17 protein-coding genes are annotated in these 19,076 nt (G+C 37.8%); 2 read left to right on the top strand and 15 right to left on the bottom strand.

Annotated elements, in window-relative coordinates:
• Positions 1-848 precede the first annotated feature (848 nt).
• The 11 genes from MKX67_RS04190 to MKX67_RS04140 all read right to left on the bottom strand — a co-directional run bounded on the left by MKX67_RS04190 (position 849) and on the right by MKX67_RS04140 (position 12,562).
• Complete coding sequence (locus MKX67_RS04190) at positions 849-1,499, bottom strand: protein kinase family protein (protein ID WP_328198427.1); 651 nt, start codon at positions 1,497-1,499, stop codon at positions 849-851.
• 251 nt (positions 1,500-1,750) lie between these two features.
• Positions 1,751-2,884: a M20 family metallopeptidase gene (locus MKX67_RS04185; protein WP_095370518.1), complete on the bottom strand. Its 1,134-nt coding sequence runs from the start codon at positions 2,882-2,884 to the stop codon at positions 1,751-1,753.
• A 20-nt stretch (positions 2,885-2,904) separates the two neighbouring features.
• Complete coding sequence (locus MKX67_RS04180; protein WP_157733791.1) at positions 2,905-3,903, bottom strand: oligopeptide/dipeptide ABC transporter ATP-binding protein; 999 nt, start codon at positions 3,901-3,903, stop codon at positions 2,905-2,907.
• A 7-nt stretch (positions 3,904-3,910) separates the two neighbouring features.
• The gene (locus tag MKX67_RS04175; RefSeq protein WP_342488899.1) at positions 3,911-4,888 is read right to left on the bottom strand and encodes an ABC transporter ATP-binding protein; all 978 of its coding nucleotides are present in this window, start codon (positions 4,886-4,888) and stop codon (positions 3,911-3,913) included.
• A 15-nt stretch (positions 4,889-4,903) separates the two neighbouring features.
• Positions 4,904-5,791 (bottom strand): ABC transporter permease, encoded by an 888-nt coding sequence (locus tag MKX67_RS04170; protein WP_342489255.1) that lies wholly within the window; start codon positions 5,789-5,791, stop codon positions 4,904-4,906.
• A 36-nt stretch (positions 5,792-5,827) separates the two neighbouring features.
• Positions 5,828-6,745 carry an ABC transporter permease gene (locus MKX67_RS04165; protein ID WP_095370522.1) on the bottom strand — a complete coding sequence of 306 codons (918 nt, stop codon included), beginning with the start codon at positions 6,743-6,745 and terminating at the stop codon, positions 5,828-5,830.
• Between the two features lie 80 nt (positions 6,746-6,825).
• Positions 6,826-8,388 (bottom strand): ABC transporter substrate-binding protein, encoded by a 1,563-nt coding sequence (locus MKX67_RS04160; protein ID WP_341049918.1) that lies wholly within the window; start codon positions 8,386-8,388, stop codon positions 6,826-6,828.
• Between the two features lie 477 nt (positions 8,389-8,865).
• Positions 8,866-9,573, bottom strand: coding sequence for a DNA alkylation repair protein (locus tag MKX67_RS04155; RefSeq protein WP_322910220.1), 708 nt, complete (start codon positions 9,571-9,573; stop codon positions 8,866-8,868).
• Positions 9,574-9,592: 19 nt separating this feature from the next.
• Complete coding sequence (locus tag MKX67_RS04150; protein WP_307314976.1) at positions 9,593-10,564, bottom strand: zinc-binding dehydrogenase; 972 nt, start codon at positions 10,562-10,564, stop codon at positions 9,593-9,595.
• Between the two features lie 16 nt (positions 10,565-10,580).
• A complete protein-coding gene (locus MKX67_RS04145) occupies positions 10,581-12,065 on the bottom strand; it encodes a PH domain-containing protein (RefSeq protein WP_342488898.1) in 1,485 nt (494 codons plus the stop codon).
• A complete protein-coding gene (locus MKX67_RS04140) occupies positions 12,065-12,562 on the bottom strand; it encodes a PH domain-containing protein (RefSeq protein ID WP_095370527.1) in 498 nt (165 codons plus the stop codon). Before MKX67_RS04140 ends, MKX67_RS04145 begins: the two co-directional genes overlap by 1 nt.
• 462 nt (positions 12,563-13,024) lie before the next feature.
• On the opposite strand from MKX67_RS04140, the gene MKX67_RS04135 reads away from it, so the two are divergent.
• Positions 13,025-14,050 carry a serine hydrolase gene (locus MKX67_RS04135; RefSeq protein WP_307314983.1) on the top strand — a complete coding sequence of 342 codons (1,026 nt, stop codon included), beginning with the start codon at positions 13,025-13,027 and terminating at the stop codon, positions 14,048-14,050.
• Positions 14,051-14,293: 243 nt separating this feature from the next.
• Here the strand turns inward: MKX67_RS04135 and MKX67_RS04130 are convergent, their stop codons facing one another.
• Positions 14,294-14,758, bottom strand: coding sequence for an SRPBCC family protein (locus MKX67_RS04130; RefSeq protein WP_095370529.1), 465 nt, complete (start codon positions 14,756-14,758; stop codon positions 14,294-14,296).
• Positions 14,759-15,154: 396 nt separating this feature from the next.
• Between MKX67_RS04130 and MKX67_RS04125 the strand changes: the two genes are divergently transcribed.
• Positions 15,155-15,283, top strand: coding sequence for a hypothetical protein (locus MKX67_RS04125; protein WP_307314985.1), 129 nt, complete (start codon positions 15,155-15,157; stop codon positions 15,281-15,283).
• A 206-nt stretch (positions 15,284-15,489) separates the two neighbouring features.
• Here the strand turns inward: MKX67_RS04125 and MKX67_RS04120 are convergent, their stop codons facing one another.
• Genes MKX67_RS04120 through MKX67_RS04110 form a run of 3 tightly spaced genes read right to left on the bottom strand, consistent with a single transcriptional unit; the run spans position 15,490 to position 19,056 of the window.
• Positions 15,490-15,975, bottom strand: a complete 486-nt coding sequence (locus MKX67_RS04120; RefSeq protein WP_095373530.1) for a (2Fe-2S)-binding protein — start codon at positions 15,973-15,975, stop codon at positions 15,490-15,492.
• Entirely contained in the window at positions 15,975-18,215 is a 2,241-nt protein-coding gene (gene pucD / locus MKX67_RS04115; protein WP_322910123.1) for a xanthine dehydrogenase subunit D, read from the bottom strand. The genes MKX67_RS04120 and pucD overlap by 1 nt, the downstream gene beginning before the upstream one ends.
• Positions 18,196-19,056 (bottom strand): FAD binding domain-containing protein, encoded by an 861-nt coding sequence (locus MKX67_RS04110; protein WP_322910124.1) that lies wholly within the window; start codon positions 19,054-19,056, stop codon positions 18,196-18,198. The genes pucD and MKX67_RS04110 overlap by 20 nt, the downstream gene beginning before the upstream one ends.
• Positions 19,057-19,076: the final 20 nt, after the last annotated feature.

Here is a 19,076-nt window from a genome sequence, read left to right as displayed (position 1 = left end):
TAGTGAATCAACTACAATCTTGGAAACAGTTAAGAACTGTTGTAGCTCCGAGAATACCAGCAGTGTTTATACATGCATAGCAAGCTGTTCCTGCTGTAGCCGGAACACCAACTGTACAAGCAACTCCACAACACCAACAATTGCTATAAATACAAACACTTTAAACGCTACACAAGACTGAGTACAATCCCATCTTTCGCCTAAACTTGCTTTAGCTATCATTTGATCGTCAAATTTATCTTATCCAACTGTACTTAAACCCTAGCTTACACATTGTTCGTTAAATGAGCTTATAATACTTCTTCTGTAGAAGCATGTTCATAAACATGGACTTCTTCACTAATGTCTTTTTTTATACTATTGAGCAATAGCCCAAACCTTGGATGCAACCATATGGTTTTCATCCATATTTCCGCTTCATTCGAAAAACACTTTTATATTCCCTGTCTACTGCAAATCTATATTCAATGAGTCAACATCTTCTACGACATCTTCATTGTTCATCTTAACAGATTTGAAGGAAACTGAATATTCAACTTCATCATCATATTTTACTCCTTAACAGTTCCTTTGTATGATATCGCATCTTAAAAAGATTCCGTCTTCAATTCACCTGACTGTTCTGTTTTGCTCATCTCAACTTTATTTTCATCAACATACATAGTCTTAGACATTACACTGTTTACAGATCTAACAATTCCTTTTCATAGCTATCAATTTCACTTGGTTTTGCTTGGGCTTCAGGTATCCCCTATGACTCCAAAATCAATCTCACTGTCTAAAACAACAAAAAAACATGAACACTCCTTTTTATACAAGAGTTGTTCATGTTTGATTTTATCATTCTATTATACATGTATCCCATTTTTATCCTGAAAGATTACTTTTCTCACAGACATTGGAAGGAATCTCTTTTTATATATGTCGGCTATGAAATTCAAGATGACTGTAGGGATTTTCTTCGGGAACCATTTGTTGGCGTAATATCGGTAGTACGCATTCTGTAAGTCTGTCCATTGTTTATCGATGTTTTTCGAATTAAAACGAGCAATATCAATCAGTTTTATATTACCGTTTCGATCAATCATAATGTTGCGCAAATGTATATCTGACGGCTTCAGGCCTGCTTCTGTAGCTGAACGTAAGGCTAATTGGACAGACTCTATATGTTCTGTTTTTATATGAATACCTTTCTCTAAGCATTGGAAGAGCGTAAAGCCTTCTATATAGTCGATGACAATATAAGAATCACCATAATCATAAAGATGTGGATAATAGGGATTACCTTGAATTCGTTGATAATTTGCCGCTTCCACCTTTGCGATATCTTCCATTTGTGGGAAGTATACTTTTATAGCAATCGCTTGCTTCGTAATTTTGAAAACAAAAGCGCTTCTTCCAACACCAATCAGTTCTAGCTGGTCACTATATGATCTTAAAGAGGGGCGTCCCTCTACCATTTCAATTACTACACTGCTCGCTAGCTGATTAAATTCCATTCTAATCACCTCATTTGAAGGAACAACATAACTTTATGATGTTCGCTTTAGAGTAGTTTAGTATAGAAAGGCCATCACCTACAAATTTTAAGGTCCCTTCGAGTAAAAATGTATACATATAGAGAAGAAAATTACTTTCCTGTAATAATTGATACAAAAAATTTACAACTTATACTTCTGAATGACCTTTAGGATATGACCTCACAACTCCATAATGAAAGCTACCAAACGAGTGGTAGCTTCCAAAAAAATCATCGGGACAAACGCTCAATTGTCTTTGCAAGAAGAATGGTTCTTTCTGTTAATGTGTCAATTTCAATATACTCCTCTTTACTATGAGCATTCCCACCAACTGGACCTAGACCATCAACTGTAGGCACACCCGTTGCTGAAGTGAAAGAGGCATCGCCACCCCCACCCGTTGCAGTATTATGGACATGAAGACCAATTTCTTCGCCTACTTCTTGAATAATGTGTAATAGCTTTTCTGTTTGCTCGTTGTATTCCATTGGTGGTCTGCTAATTGCCCCTTCTAATTGAATTTCCGTTCCTCTCACTTCTGTATTGGCACATATTCTTTTAATCTTCTTTTCTAATTCTTGTGCTTGTTCTTTCTCAGTGATGCGAATATCAATATGAGCGACGGCATTATCAGAAATGGTATTAACAGAAGAACCACCAGAAATGATGCCTACGTTAACACTAATGCCTTGTTCATGATTTGTTAAATTATGCAGCTGGATGATTTTATAAGCTAGTTCTTCAATCGCACTCCTTCCCTTTTCTGGCTCAATACCTGAATGGGCGGCTTTGCCTTTAATAATGAGCTTATATCTTCCCCCGCCTCTTCTTGCTGTCACAAGTGAACCATCTTTTCTTGCCGGCTCCATAATAAGTGCATATTCTTTTCCCATCGATTGTTCCTCTATTAATTCACGCGATGACGGTGAACCAATTTCCTCATCACCATTTAAGATAATTTGCACGTTCTCACAGGCATTTGACCCACAGTGTACTAATGCTTTCATAGCATATAAAAGCTCAACTAAACTCGACTTCATATCAACGACACCAGGTCCATAAGCTCTGCTTCCTTTCATTTGAAACGGGCGCTTCTTCACCGTACCTTCAGGAAAAACCGTATCCATATGGGCTACCAGTATAATTTTGGGGTGCAGACTATGCTCATGTCGAATAACAAGGTGGTTGCCGTATTTTGCTTCTGTTTTCACCTCTACAACAAATCCAATTTCTTCGTATTTTTTCTGTAGAATTCTCCCGATTTCATCTATCCCTTTCTTTACATATGAACCACTATCAATATTGACAAGTTTTTCAATTAATTGCAGCATTTCTGTTTTTCGCTGTTGTATATATCCCTCCACCTTTTATACATCTCCTTTATCTATTTTTCCAACACACCAACACCCTCTTTTAATGGAAAATGGCAGGCAACATAGTGCTCTTCCTCATGGGCAATAAATGTTGGTTCCTCTTTCTTACATTTTTCTTGTGCATGTGGACATCGTGGATGAAAACGACAGCCAGAAGGAATATTGGTTGGGCTTGGAATATCACCCTCCAAAATAACACCTTCTTTTTTATTCCTTAACATCGGGTCAGGAAGGGGAACTGCTGATAAAAGTCCCTCTGTATACGGATGAAGGGGTTTTGAAAAGAGTTTTTCTTTTGTCGTTAGTTCAACAATTTTCCCAAGATACATGACCGCAATTTTATCACTAATATATTTAACTGCTGGTAGGCCATGTGCAATAAAGATAAAGGTTAATCGTAACTCTTTCTGTAATTTAGACATTAAATTAAGGATTTGTGATTGAATGGAAACGTCTAATGCAGATACAGGCTCATCACAAATAATGAGCTTAGGTTTTAATGCAATGGCCCGAGCAATGCCGATTCTTTGTCTCTGACCACCACTAAATTCATGGGGGTAGCGGTGAATATATGAACGATCAAGACCTACCTGATCCATCAACGACAAAACTTCTTCCTTCAATCTTTCACTACTTAAATTAAGATGGGTCAATAACGGTTCTGCAATAATATCAAATACTTTCATCCGAGGGTTTAACGAGGAAAAAGGGTCCTGGAAAATCATCTGCATTTCCGCCCGTTTCTTTCTTAGCTCTTGTTTGGATAGAGTGGAAAGGTCTACTCCTTGAAATATTATTTCTCCTTCTGTTTTTTCTAACAGCTGCATAATTAAATTACCTGTTGTCGATTTCCCACAACCAGACTCCCCAACAATCCCTAATGTTTCCCCATCGTTCACATCGAAGGATATGTGGTCAACTGCTTTTAAGTATTGTTTTTCCTTCTTCCACCACCCTTCAGTCACATCAAAATATTTCTTTAAACCCCTTACACTTAAAATAACTGTCATGTCTTTGTCACCCCTCCTCTTCATATAACCAGCACTTCACTTGATGACGGTTATGGATGTTGGTAAGTACGGGCTCATTATTCATACATTTTTCCATTACATATGGGCAACGTGTATGAAAGCGACATCCACTTGGCATAGCATTCGGATTGGGTACAGTTCCTTCGATGACTTGCAGTTTTTCTGTTTGTTCGTGGATTTTAGGCGTACTAGCTAATAAACTCTTCGTATAAGGATGAGCAGCTTCTTTAAACAGTGTAAACACATCCGTATATTCAACAACTTGACCAGCATACATGACAATCACCTGATCAGCCATCTCAGCTACCACGCCTAAATCATGTGTAATAAATAGAATAGAAGTTTGCTTGTTTTTTTTCAGCTCTTTCATTAATCGAAGTATTTGCGCTTGGATAGTTACATCGAGTGCGGTTGTCGGTTCATCTGCAATTAATAGTTTCGGGTTACATGATAAGGCAATCGCAATCATTACACGTTGACGCATGCCTCCACTTAATAGATGAGGATAAGAATGATATATCTTCTCCGCACGAGCTATGCCTACTTTTTTTAAAATCTCGATACTTCTCTTTTTCGCCTCTTTTTTATCTACTTTTTGATGGATTTTAATTGCTTCAGAAATTTGATTACCTACTGTAAATAAAGGATTAAGAGAGGTGAGTGGTTCTTGAAATATCATCGCCATCTCATTTCCGCGCAATTTCCTTCGATCTTTTTTTGATAGTTTTGTTACATCATTACCTTCAAATATGATGGTGCCACTTTCAATTTTCCCAGCAGCATCTAGCAACCCCATAATAGATAAAGATGTTACACTTTTACCACTGCCTGACTCTCCTACAACAGCGACAGTCTCGCCTTTCTTTATCGTAAATGACACACCGTCAACAGAAGGAATCACACCATCTTCCGTATAGAAATAAGTCTTCAAGTCACGCACTTCTAACAAGCTCTCTCGGCCCAACGCAATTCCCTCCTCCTACACTTTCTTTTCTCTCGGGTCTAACACATCTCTTAGCCAATCACCTAAGAAAATCATGCCTAGGACGGTGATTGTTATCGCTAAACCAGGAAATGCCGCCAACCACCAACTGGTTGCTACATAATCTCTACCATCACTTAAAATGCCCCCCCAAGAAATGGTCGGTGGTTGAATTCCTAAACCTAGAAAACTTAAAGAAGCTTCTAATATAATCGTGGTTGCCACGCTTAATGTAGAAATGACAATGAACGGGGATATTACATTTGGCAATAAATGTTTTAGGATAATCTTATGATCCCTCACTCCCATAGACCTTGCAGCCCTGACAAACTCTCTTTCTTTTAAAGACAGTACTTCTCCTCGTATTAAACGAGCGTACTGCACCCAATTCGTTACACCTAATACAACAATCAACGTAAACGCACTTGGGCCAAAAACAGTCAAGATGACAAGCGCAAAGAGGATGGTTGGTATCGCTAAAAAGGAATCAACTATTCTCATTAAAATATTATCTAGGAAACCACCATAAAAACCTGAAACTAGACCGATAAAAATACCAATAATACCTGCCAAGATGACAGAGGCAACCCCAACAACTAAAGAAATTTGTGAGCCATAAATTATTCTGCTTAAAATATCTCTACCAAGATTGTCTGTTCCTAAAGTATAGTCAGTAACCCCACCTTCTACCCAAGCCGGGGGTTTCAACATCATTGCCGCATTAATCTGGTTCGGATCGTGGGGTGCTAATAACTTCGCAAATATCGCTATAAAAATAATGAGTAATACGATTAGTAAGCCAATAGTACCCGTCTTACTTTTTAATAATAATCTGAGCCACCGCTTGAGGTGACCCTGCTTACTTTTCACTAAGACATCTAACAATTGGTTTTCCTTTGATTCCAAAACAACCACTCCTCCTTAGCGAAATGTAATGCGGGGATCCAATAATTTATAAAGAATATCTGCTAGTAGGTTCATAGCAATAACAATAAATGCAATAATAAACACACTAGCCTGTACGATTGCCATATCCCTTGTATTCACTGCTTGAATGAGTAGTTGTCCTAACCCTGGCCATGAAAATACGCTCTCGGTTATTAATGTGCCTCCAACAACGGTTGAGGTTTGTAGCGCGGTAATCGTAACAACTGGAATAAGGGCATTACGAAAAGCATGTTTATGGATAACAAAAAACTCTTTTAACCCTTTACTTCTTGCCGTACGAACATAGTCTTGGTTCATAATTTCTAACATACTTGAGCGAATAAACCGGGTCATCTCAGCAGCAATCCCTGTGCCAAGCGTAATTGCCGGTAAGATCAGATGACTCCATGTACCCCGCCCTGAAACCGGGAACCATCCTAACATGACGGAGAAAATCAAAATGAGCATAATCCCTAACCAAAAATTCGGCATCGCCTTCCAGATTACCGCTCCCCCTGTCGCTACGACGTCGATAGCAGAATTCTTCTTCGTCGCCGACCAAATACCAAGAGGGATAGCTATCATTATGGCCACAATCATAGCTGCTACAGCTAATTCAATTGTCGCCGGTAAGCGCTCCAACACAATAGGTAAGGCACTCGTGTTATAACGAAATGATTCACCAAAATCAAGTTGGGCAAGTCCGACCATATAGTTGAAATATTGAATATAAAAAGGCTCATTTAGCCCTAGTGATTCGCGAAGTTGTAATATATCCTCTTGACTCGCATCTTCAGGTAACATTAATGCAACAGGATCGCCTGCCACATAAACAAGGCAAAACACGATAAAAGAAATGATAAACAGCACCGGTATAATTTGAAGTAATCGTCTCATAATATATTTGCCCACTATTGTCCCCCTATAGCGAAAAGTAATAGAGATGGGGAAATGGATGGAACCATCCATTCACCCACGAATATCAGCTTTATTTATTCACTTGCTTTCCTTTTAATAGTTGGTGCATAAATCATTTCATCTGGGGTAGGAACAAAATCAATCGCATCATTTACACCGATATTGATTTTTTCCTCATGAAGCATAATATGTGGCACTTCTTCAGCGGCAATCGCTTCAATTTCTTGTATTTGCTTGGCTCGTTCTTCCTCATTCATATTGACGGCAGAGGTTGCGAGCAATTCTTCTATTCGATCATTCTTATAATCTGTATGCCCTTCAAAACGTTCAGCACGATACCAATCGACCGAGTAAGCACCGTCAAACATGGAATTACCTAGACCGATTAAATAAGCATCCTTATTCTCGTTAGCCGTACGCATTTCTACAAAATTACTCCATTCCATGAACTCGATATTTACTTTCACATTAATTTCCGCAAGCATACCCGCTATCATTTCTGCCACTTCTGCATCTTGTAAATAGCGCCCTTTCGGTGAATGCAAAGTCATCTCAAAGCCATCTGGATAACCTGCCTCAGCTAGTAATGCTTTTGCTTTTTCAATATCATAATTGTAAGTATCATAAAGGTCAGGATGATGCCCAAAATTACCTGGACCTACTCTTGTTCTTGTTGGAATACCTCCACCTTGCAAGACATTATCGGTAATCGCTTTGTTATTAATAGCAAAGTCTAAAGCCTGACGTACACGGACATCAGCAGTTGGAAGCCCTTCTGTCGCCCGCAAAATTAGCATTACGACTCGGTTTGACCTTTCTTGTACAATAGATGTCCCCTCATTACTATTCACTCGTTCCCAATCAGACGGAGGAATATTAACAGCCATATCAACCCCACCTGTTAAAAGCTCTGACACTCTTGTTGAGTTTTCTGGAATAACTCGGAAAACAAGCTCATCCCATTCTTCTACTTTTCCTGCGAAATAATTCTCATATGGTGTGAAAACGATGCGATTATCACGTTTCCATTCTTTGAATTGAAATGGTCCTGTACCAACAGGATTAGATAGAAAATGCTCCCAACCATTCTCTTCAATATAGTTCTTAGGCAAGATACCTGAACCAAGTCTGGATAAACGGTGGAATAAGGAAGGCTCTGGTGATTGTGTCACAATATTGAAAGTGAGCTCATCAATCACTTGAATTTCTTTTATCTGCTTATAATTGGGGTACTCCTGCAAAGTGTCATCTTTTGCTACTCTTTCTAACGTAAATTTCACATCCTCCGCTGTGAGAGGATCACCGTTATGAAAAGTAACACCTTCCTTTAGTTTTACCTGATAGGTCAAGTCATCGATTTTCTCATAGCCGGTGGTAAGCTCTGGATGAATATTGCCATCCTTATCTTTTTTAAATAAATAATTAAACATATTCACATGAATCGCTTCCGTCGACGTATTATTATGGTCATGAATATCAAATGTCACCATATCCGTTCCAACTGCAACGGTTAATACTCGATCATTTCCTTTCTCAATGACTGCTCCACCAGTCTCAGAACCGCCTCCCGAACAACCAGCTAGAGCGATGGCAACAACGACTAACAGGACAATCTTCCTCCAAACACTTCGCTTCAAATTGTTTCCCCCTATACGCTTATTTTTATAGGCAAGCCCTTTTCATCAGTTTATAAACGTGTAAGCAAAACTATGATAAAAATCGTTAAGGTTATGTTCTCAAACAGATTTTAATACGAACAAAAGAAATTCGGCAGAAGGGGAATATTATGAAATGTAAGGGAAACTAAGAGTAAAAAAAGGTTGGTTATTGCAATGTTACAGGAAGAACTTAAAGAGGTGATAATTATCTTTTCTTAGTCATATGGGATGTCCATTCATTGTAGACAATACGGGGATTGCATATATTTTAAATGAAATTAGAAATTTATGTTAAATTAAAAAAATGCATGGCGTGTTCGTAAATCCTAAATTTGAACACTTCTCTTCTGATTTATGGCTTGATATATTCGCAAAGATATATGTAAGCGTGTTAATGATTAGAAAACTAACAAAAAAGCCAGGATCAATAGAATTGATCCTAACTTCATTTTACTTCTAACATCTCACATATTTCCGCTTAAAACCTAAACGACCTTTATCTAAGTCTTTTTGAATATTTTCATACGCATGAAGGACGCCATTCTTCTTTCTCTCTCTTTTGATTTCGATGGCTCCGATTTCCTCTGCCACTTCAGCTGCTTTTTCACTTAGAGGAATATAGGAGATCGCAACGGTATATAAGAAGTTATTCATTGATACCTTTGTTCTTAAAGGTGCGTCATAAATGTTCTCCTTCACCTGATCTAGCCTATCCGATAATTTGCTCTTGTCAAATTCGTCGTCTTTCCGATTACCTAATAACCAACAATAACAACTCCAACCAGCAGACATTCTCAGCTCATCCCCGCTGGCAATCCATTCATCGGCAACTTCCTGGGCAATCGGTGATTCAGCTAAAGTAACCGCTACAACATAGTCTGATAGCATATAAAAATACGCATCGTCTATCCAACGATTAAAATCTTCCTTTGTCATTGCTTTTGGGTCGGCAATAATGCCCGCAAAGTACATCGCATCATAATTTCCTGTTGCATATAACTCCTCAGCTAATGATTGATCAATCTTTATTTTTTTCACAAACGGTTTCATCGCTCCAGTTGCAACACCAAAAAGTGGCTCATGTGCACCGTTTGAGAGATAAATTTTTTTCGTTCGCTCTTTTCCTAATGCTTCTAATTCATTCATTACCTCTTTGAAATCCATCAACTAAAACACTCCTCTTCTAGGATACTGTTAAAACGATTTTCCCAGTATTCTCTCTATTCTCTATCATCTCATGTGCTTTTTTCACTTCATACAAGGAGTATTCTGCCCCTACTTTCACTTGGACATCCCCGTTTACCAATAACTTAAATACTTCATCGGCAACGGGCTTGATTGTATCTGGCCTTTTCTTTCTTGTCGTACCAAAACTAAAGCCAAGGACTGAACGACAACTGCTATGGAGAGCAGTTGTTGGGATCCTACCCGTTTGATTACTCGTATTGCCAAAATGCACAATCTTTCCATATAGAGCTAAACATGCAAAGCTTTCCTCAAATACAGAGCCAGAAACAGAATCTAAGATAAGATTAACCCCATCTCCATCGGTGTATTCATTTACTTTTGAAGAAAAATCCTCATACGTGATGGCCAAATCAGCTCCTGCTGCCAACACAGTGGAAAACTTCTCTTCCCTACTAACAGTGCCAATTACAGTTTTCGCACCAAATACCTTTGCCATTTGGATGGCTGTAGAGCCTACACCACCAGCTGCTGCATGAATGAGTACAGTCTCTCCTAATTGCATCCGTGCGATGTCCTTCAATAATTGGTAGGATAAAAAGGAAACAATAGGGCTTGCTGCTGCAGTAGTAAAATCAATCTCGTTCGGGATGGCAAATGTAAGTGCTTCGTTTGCCACAGTATATTGCGCATAGGATCCTTTTTCAGGAAAAGCTACTACTCTTTGCCCCACTTTAAATTTTTTGACTTCAGAACCTACCTCGGCAATCGTTCCTGCCGCTTCAAGGCCAAGAATCGTGGGACCTTCTATTTTCTTCTTCAACCCTTGGCGATTTTTAATATCAGCGTAGTTCACACTTGTTTTATCCACTTTTATGAGCACTTCATGAGCAGAAGGCCGTGGTATGTCTATATCCATTACTTGTAATACGTCTGAGGAACCATACGACTCTATCACTACAGCTTTCATTTTACATTCACCCTATCTATTGTTTTAATTCAATTTCTGATCCTCTCTTCTTATACCATTGATAAAACGCTAAACGGAAGGATTCGGGTACACCATACATGTGAGTGTGTCGCACAGGTTGCGCTCGATTGATAGTCGTAATCTTAGCAATGCCTAGTAATTTCTCGAGGGGTCCCCTATTCATTTCAATTTCAATCACTTTATCACGTCTAGTTAGAAATAACGTCGTCGCTAAGCTCCCAGTCTTTAATTGAATAAAACGCTCATTCAACACATAGCGGCTATTATAGTAATCTAGGAACCTTAGTAAAACAACTAAAATAAGTACAAGCAATGAAAACAACCACCATGGAATATTCATATTTAACACATTTGGTTGGAAATAATATAATAATGCCGTTGCAATGATCCAGAGCCAACTAGGTTTCAACAACCTGGCAAAAAGAGCATTTTTCGGAAGCTTGTGCATCTCTTCTTCTACTTCATAGTCTGGTAATATTTCAGATATTAGACGAAAGGCATCCTTCTGCGGTAAAAAAGGGAACAAAGAGCTTGTCTCCATTGAGGAATCCCCGCCTCCTCCTCCTGTCTGACCAGCACTCGTTAGTTTCACTTCTGCAATACGTAAAATTCTTTTCATTAACGTTTGCGTTATTTCGACAGCTTGGACCTTTTCCTTTGAAATAGAAAAGCTGACTTCATCTAGTACGCCTCTAGAGATATAAATCCTATCAACATCTGAATAAATTCGATAATTACCATATTTTATATATGTTTTTATCATGCCAAATATGGTTGAAGCCACAATAAGAAAAATAACAACAAGTGCCGTTAACCACCAGGCACTTAATATAAAGTGAATGGCACCTTCCGCTTCTTTCTCGACATTAATAAAATCATTGATCATAAAAAACAGTGAGCCTAAAGCAGGAATTAAAAGCAAAAAGCTTAATGACGTCATTGAAGCTTTTATAATATCCTTCTTGCTGGCAGCAAAATGCAGTTTTCTATCTTCTATATATTCTTCTACCTTTTCCTCTTCACCTTCGGACACTTTGATATTACGTGTACTTTTTTCTATCCAGTCTTCCAAATGGTCCGCTTCTTCTTTAGAAAGCACCTCGAATTTTATTGTCCCACCTTCACCAGACATACCTGTCTCAAACTTCAAGGAGGTCTTTCCTATTAACTTATGTAGAAAAGTCGTATGTCTATTTACATTTTGAACCTTACTAAAAGGAATGGTTCGTTTATGTTTTGTGAAAAAGCCTTCACGTAAGTAAAAAGCGACCTCATCTATCTTATAAGTTGTAGTCAGCCATTTAAAGATAACAAAAATAATAGAAAGAATAAGAAGTATGGCGGCAATAATTCTACCGTAACCAATCCAATCGGCCTCTCGATTAAAAATAAATAAGTAAAGAAAAGCAAAAAAGAAAAACTTCAAAACACCCCATATATGAAAAGCAATGGTTAAGCGAGAATATCGTCTGTAATCCATTATTCATCTACTTCCTTTATTTTTGCATAATAAGCAATCGTATTTCTCAGTTGCATCGCTATTTCCTTTGATAGCATAGGGATTGTATGGGTTGAACTCATCGTTTCGACAGAAAGACCGTATAATTGATACCTTCTCTGAACTGGTCCTTGATTCGTTGCCACAGATTGAATCTTTGTCATTGGTACTAATTCATATTTTTCTATAAATACTCCTTGCTTAATCTGCAAGAATTCCTCATCTACTTCATAACGGAAGTTTTTATATAATAGGTATGGTTGAATCGTTAACGAATAAATCATAGATAAAACAGTAAGACCAAGGACAACCCATAGAACCCATCCTACCCAATCCCACCAATCAAATCGAGCGTCAACGTAAAAAAGTATAGCAAGAATTGGCAACCATATCGCATTCCCAATTAGTTCACTAATTAGCATCGCTTTTATACTATTCTTAGATAATCTCTGTTTTGGTATTGGTAAATCTATATCCATCTTTATTCTCCTTCTGACTGATTTTACTAATATACGGTTAGAAGCGGGGTTAGTTTCATCTGTTATCATTTTGCAAGATATAATCAGAGTAACAAGACTTAAAACGAAAAGAAATATAAAGTTTTTTTACTAGTACAAAACTCTATAAACCTTATACATTTTTGTAAACATGACAAAGCTATTATCTTTTGTTCAACAAACTTGCCTCCTTGGTACTGAATGTCATTTCTATTATGTATTGAGTGAGTAGCGTTTGAATCTACTTATCTGCTCTATGAATTCCTGCTCTTTTTGTCTATTTTTATATAAAATTAATATATATCATCGTATTAACAAATTGAAACATGCTATGCTCAAAAGAGAAGGAGGAGAGTAAAATGATTCTTTATCAAAATTGAAGAAGTTAATTGAATGTGCCTCATTAAATGAATTCATGAAATACACATTCAGGAGGAATTAAAATTGGATAAACAAACGAAATGGAATAGTCTAACAAAAAAGCAACAGGAAGTGCAATTTTCCGGGAGTATTTGTGTACAGAAGCATGATCGTACAATATTTACAGAGAACTTTGGTTACGCAATCCATTCTGAAAAAATCAAAAATCATTCACATACTCGCTTTTCAATTGCATCTGGTAGTAAGATCTTTACATCTGTTGCAATTTGTAAGTTGGTAGAAGAAGGTAGTATCACATTTGACACGAAAATCATCGATTGTTTAGATATTGAATTTCCATATTTTGATAAAGAAATTACCATTCATCATTTACTAACTCATACATCTGGCATTCCGGATTATTTTGACGAAGATGAAATGGATGATTATGAAGACCTTTGGAAAGATAGGCCAATGTATCAGATTCGTTCTGTAAAAGACTTTTTGCCAATGTTTCAATATAAAAAAATGAAAACCAAAGTGGATAGCCCTTTTAAATACAATAATACTGGCTATATTATTTTAGGCCTTATTATTGAACATATCAGTGGCATGAATTTTGTTGACTATATCAATAAAAATATTTTTGAAATAGCTGGCATGACTGACTCAGGATATTTTTCAATGGATGAACTACCCGAAAGCGTTTCATTGGGATATTTGGAAAAACCAGATGGAACGTTGAGATCGAATATTTTTTCTCTACCTGTAAAAGGTGGACCTGATGGCGGTGCCTATGTTACTGCAATTGATATGGGGATATTCTGGGAATCGTTAATGAATGGCAAACTCTTAACAAAAGATATGACTCGAAACTTATTGATTCCTCAAGTAAACGTGTCAGAAGATATCTTTTACGGTTACGGTGGTTATATGGAAGCAAATGAACTGGGTATCGTGAAATATATTCAGATGGGATATGATCCAGGAGTAAATTATCGTTCAGTACATTATCCAAAACAAGCTCTTACCATAGTTGTCTGCTCAAATAAATCAGAAGGGGCTTTTGAAATTCTTAAAGAAATAGAAAATATAATATTTACTCAGTAAATGTGAATAAGAGCTATTTTTTCACTATTAGCTCTTATCTTTCTTTTTTTAATTTTTTTCAAATACAAGATAAATTCCCTCTCCTATGCTCACTAGTTTTCACAATCCTCCTCCCTATAGACCTATACGAAGTAACATGTAAAAGGGTCATCCTCTATATGAACTGGCTTTAGCGTACAATCAAGCTGTTACTTTTTTTTATCATAAAAAAAGTAGCCAGAAAAAGGGCTACTCTCAGTTTATTCATCTTCTCTCATATTCAACTTGATAGATATATTCTATATATTGATTAAACTGCTCATCATAAACATATTTAAATGACCATTTCATCATATTTGTAACTAATTTATATATCCAGTTTGATGGAATCAATGTAACATTCGCTATAAACTTTGTTCCTTCTGGGAGGATTTCGAGAATGTATTCTGTCCTACTTATTCCTTCTTTCGTCTTCGTCTCTACTACAGCATAAAAAGGTGGATCATACTTAGAATAAACAGCTTGTAACTCATACACCTTTTTTCCAATTTTCTGCCTTGTAGTGAACATCGATCCTTCTTTTAAATCACTTTCAGCTCCATCATAATGATTTTCAATGATTTGTGTATTCCATTTTAATACATGTTGATCTTTATTAAGACATTCAAAAACTAAATCTATATCTGCCTCAATCTCTGATTCGAATCTATAACATTGTATTTCTTTCATTTGTCTTTCTCCTAAACATTTTAATTAACATTCAAATATAATTATAACCTATTGAGGGAAAATTTGTTAACCTAATCATTCATTTTTACTATTCAACTGATCCTGATTCATAAACTCTTTGCAAGAATAGAGACTATTTATCTATGATATTACGAATCCCTCGGAAGCTCGTTACGAAATATACTTCTCCACACGTAATCTTGATGAAAACTTAGGGACTGGCGATAATGACCTAGAAGGATGATTATTTATACCTGCAAACAGTTATCCAACCAATCAACCTACGCTCCTAATAAGTTACGAGGTTTCCGGAACTGGCGCCTTCTTTGCTTTAGAAGGGAAACAACCATACCGAGGGTGAGTTCATTCTTACTGTGTAGCCAGGAGAAACACTATTTGAAACCATTATGGACAACCTTTAATGAGAACAATGATTTGAGGAATACACATCTTATTTTTGATTATGCTCAAGAGAGGACGGTGGACTGTGAAAAATGGAGAGTATTGGCTTTGCAATTTGTTTGATCTGATAGATGCAATTCGAGATACTTTATTTCGTTTTGGTGGGCCTGACTCGATTCAGGTCGATTCTAAGCAGATTTCTTATTTTTGGGGTGAGTCTGTCTCGATTCAAATTTTCGAGGCAGACCTCTTTGTTTTTTTGGCTTATTGACTGCAAGGATTTCACCGTTAGCCTAGATAGAGCCCTCAATTCCTCCTTTAAGACATACTTATATCGCTTGAATCACCTTTTTCACACTTCGGATAATGCCTGCGTAACCTGTGCACCGACATATATTTCCTGAGAGTGCTTCTAATATTTCTTCATCTGTTGGTTTCTTGTTTTTCTCTAATAATGCTTTCACAGCCATAATCATCCCCGGTGTGCAATAGCCACATTGAAATCCACCTTCTTCTAGAAATGCCTTTTGAATTTCATGCAGTCCATTTTCACTTAAGCTTTCAACCGTATGAATACTCTTTCCGTTCAGTTGATAAGCTCTCATGAGACAAGAGTTGACGAGTTCACCGTCTACTTCTACAGAGCAGGCACCGCATCGACCAATTTCGCAAGAGATTTTGGCGCCTGTTAATGAGAGGTCTTCACGTAATATATCAACTAATCTTTTTGTTGCTTCAACTTGTAGTTTCTGCTGTTCACCATTAACAGTGAAAGAAATATTGATTTTTTGCGAATTCACCTTTACCTTTTCTATCAAAAAACCCTCTCCCCCGCATGTAATATTTCTTCTCGACTGACAGGTAATTTCGTCACCCAATGCCCCGTCGCATCATAGATGGCTCTTACGATTGCAGGAGCTAATGCTACTGTTCCGATCTCCCCAACGCCTCTTGGGCCATATATATCTCCTTTCCATAAGTCCTCGATTGCTCTCACATTCATTTTTGGTGGAATGTCTTGGATCGTGGGCAGAATATAGGTGTCAAAGTTTTCTGCAGTATAGCGACTTTGCTTCATGGCTGCTTCTTCTAACAATGTGTAGCCTAGCGCCATAATCGTACCGCCCTCGATTTGCCCAATATAACCAGTAGGATTCACAACAGGTCCGGCAGAAACAGCTTGATCGATATCTGTAACCTTGATCGCTCCTGTTATAAGGTCGACTTCTACTTTCACTGCCACCGCTGCAAATGAGTACAAGAAATGACCACCCGGAATACTATTTGGCGTGGTTGGAAAGTCGAATTTTGTGTCTATACTAATGGGTTCATTCTCAAGAAAAAGCTGTTCAAAAGTAAGTATCCTTTGGCCATTTAGCCAAATACCCTTCCCTCCAACATATAATTGTTCTTTTTGATAACCTGATATTTTGGCTGCTGTATCTAATAGTTTTTCTATAAAGGGCCCCTTTAGCCTTTGTAAACTGTGCCAAATCATGCTCGTGCCTCTTGATGCTGTGGAAGAACCTGAGTGTGGCACCTTGTCTGTATCCCCTATTACAATGTGTAAATCCTCTGAAGAACACCCGATAGCCTCTGTTGTTACATTTTCAATAACCGCTAACAAACCTTGACCTACCTCTTCAAATCCAAAGGCTATCTCTATTTTCCCTTCATGGTTCAGACTAATTTTTCCACCAGAAGGATCCAATCTACCAAAACCTAACCCTCCTCCATGCATGGTTAGCGCTAACCCTACTCCCGTTTTCTTCCATGGATTGTCGTTCTCACTTTTATCTATCGCTAATAGCGGTGACTGCGCGATCTCATCTAAAACAAGCGCATCTCCATTAGTCGGTGCAATAATTTGTCCAACTGGACCAGGATCTGTTCCTTGTCGCAAGTTTTTCTTTCTTAATACAAGTGGTGACATATGTAAGCCATCTGCCAACCGATCAATTTGCCCTTCTAGAGCAAATGTAATCTGATTACCACCGAACCCTCTGAATTCACCTGCCACACCATTATTTGTAAAAACAGAGTAGCCTTTTGTTTTTACATTTGGTATAGCATAAGGGCCAATAGCGTGTTCCACTGCAAAATCTAATACAGCTGGACCAAGTGTGGCATAGGCTCCTGTATCTGCAATAATTCTTACTTCATGAGCAACAATCTCCCCCGTTTTCTTAGCTCCTGTTTTCATCGTAATTTTCATTGGGTGCTTTTTAATACCAGAGATCATTGATTCTCTCCGCGATTGATGAATTTTCACCGGTCTTCCTGTTTTCAATGCTAGTATGGCTCCGTAAGGCTGAATATTCAACTCATCTTTACCGCCAAATGACCCTCCCATCGGACTTGAAATTACACGAATACGCTCTTCTGGTAAATTTAATATTCTCGCTAATTGTAGTCTATCCTTGTAGCCATGCTGCGTGCCCGCATATACAGACAGCCTGCCATCTTTTTCTGGGACAAAAACCCCACCTTCAGTTTCCATATAAGCATGCATTTGCCGGGGCAGTAGATAGGTTTCTTCTATAATGACCTCACATAATTGAAAGCCTTCATCAACATCACCATTTTCATAAGATGCTTCATGAAGGATATTTCCACCTAAATGTAATGGGATACTATCAGGGTTCATTGCGTCATTGGGGTCATCAATAATCGGTAATGGTTCATAGATTACTTCTATTCGTTTAAGTGCTTTTGCAGCAATTTCAGGAGTGATTGCCGCTACTGCTGCCACCGCATCACCTATATAGCGAACAACTTGATCACAAAAGACAGGCTGATCTTGCGTAATCAGACCAAATCCATTTAATCCAGGTACATCCTTACTTGTTATTACGGCTAGGACGCCAGATAATTGTTCTGCCTTTTCAATATTTATTTGCTGAATTTTCGCATGAGGGTACTCACTACGCAGCACTTTTCCATAAAGCATATTTGGAACTTGCAAGTCTGTTAAATAATTTAATCCACCAGTTACTTTTCCCATTCCATCCGGCCTTGGACGGGAAGACGCTAAATTACTTGTATAATCCGCCATATTCTCCACTCCATTTTTCTAATTCTGAGATTAAGAGATTACTCGCTACTTTCAAACGATAATTACTCGAATAAAAAGCATCTTCAACTGGCTGATACTCTGTCATTACCGTTTGATACACCTTTTTTAAAATATTTGAATCCACAATTGGTGCATGTTTTAAAATAGATTCTACATTTCTTAACCTCATAGGTTGTTTCTCCCCGCCACCCGCTGCTATTCGAACATTACATAGCTGATTCTCTTTTATTGTTAACTTGCCAGCCAATGTAACAACAGATGTTGAGAATGCCTCCCTGCGACCGATTTTTTTAGTAAATAAATAGCTTTCTCTATTATCAAATGGAATAATAACCTCTAATATAATAGAATCTTCAGTCATTTTTGACCAATCCTGCAAATCTATTCGCTGTTTTCCATCTTTATTTAAATATAGTATTTCTGCATCGAGGGCTAGTAAAAGGGGGATTGTATCACCCACCTGATTGGCAATATTGCCTCCTATCGTACCTAAGTTTCGAACAGCAGGCGCAGCGATTTTCTCAATCGTTTGTGATAATTGGGGTAGTTTTTTAATAATCAGAGGATGATTCTTGCATTCCGCTAGCTTAACAAAAGAACCGATGTGAATCCGACTTTCCGTGTCCATGTAGATTTGTTTATATTCCGAAATGCCACCTAGATGAATCATTTTTGAAGGAACGGCGGCCCCTTTTTCCCATTTGGTTTGTAAAAATGTGCCTCCAGCGATAAATGTGATCGCCTCATCATATGATTTCCACATTGTCCATGCTTCCTCAATGGTAGTAGGCGAAGCAACGGTTGTTTCTAATATCCTCATGATAACTACTCTCCTTTTAC

Origin of the sequence: Cytobacillus sp. FSL W7-1323, from assembly GCF_038595015.1 — a bacterium.
Lineage (GTDB): Bacteria > Bacillota > Bacilli > Bacillales > Cytobacillaceae > Cytobacillus > Cytobacillus kochii.
The sequence above is the reverse complement of the archived record's forward strand: the minus strand, read 5'-3'. Positions and strand labels throughout refer to the sequence as shown.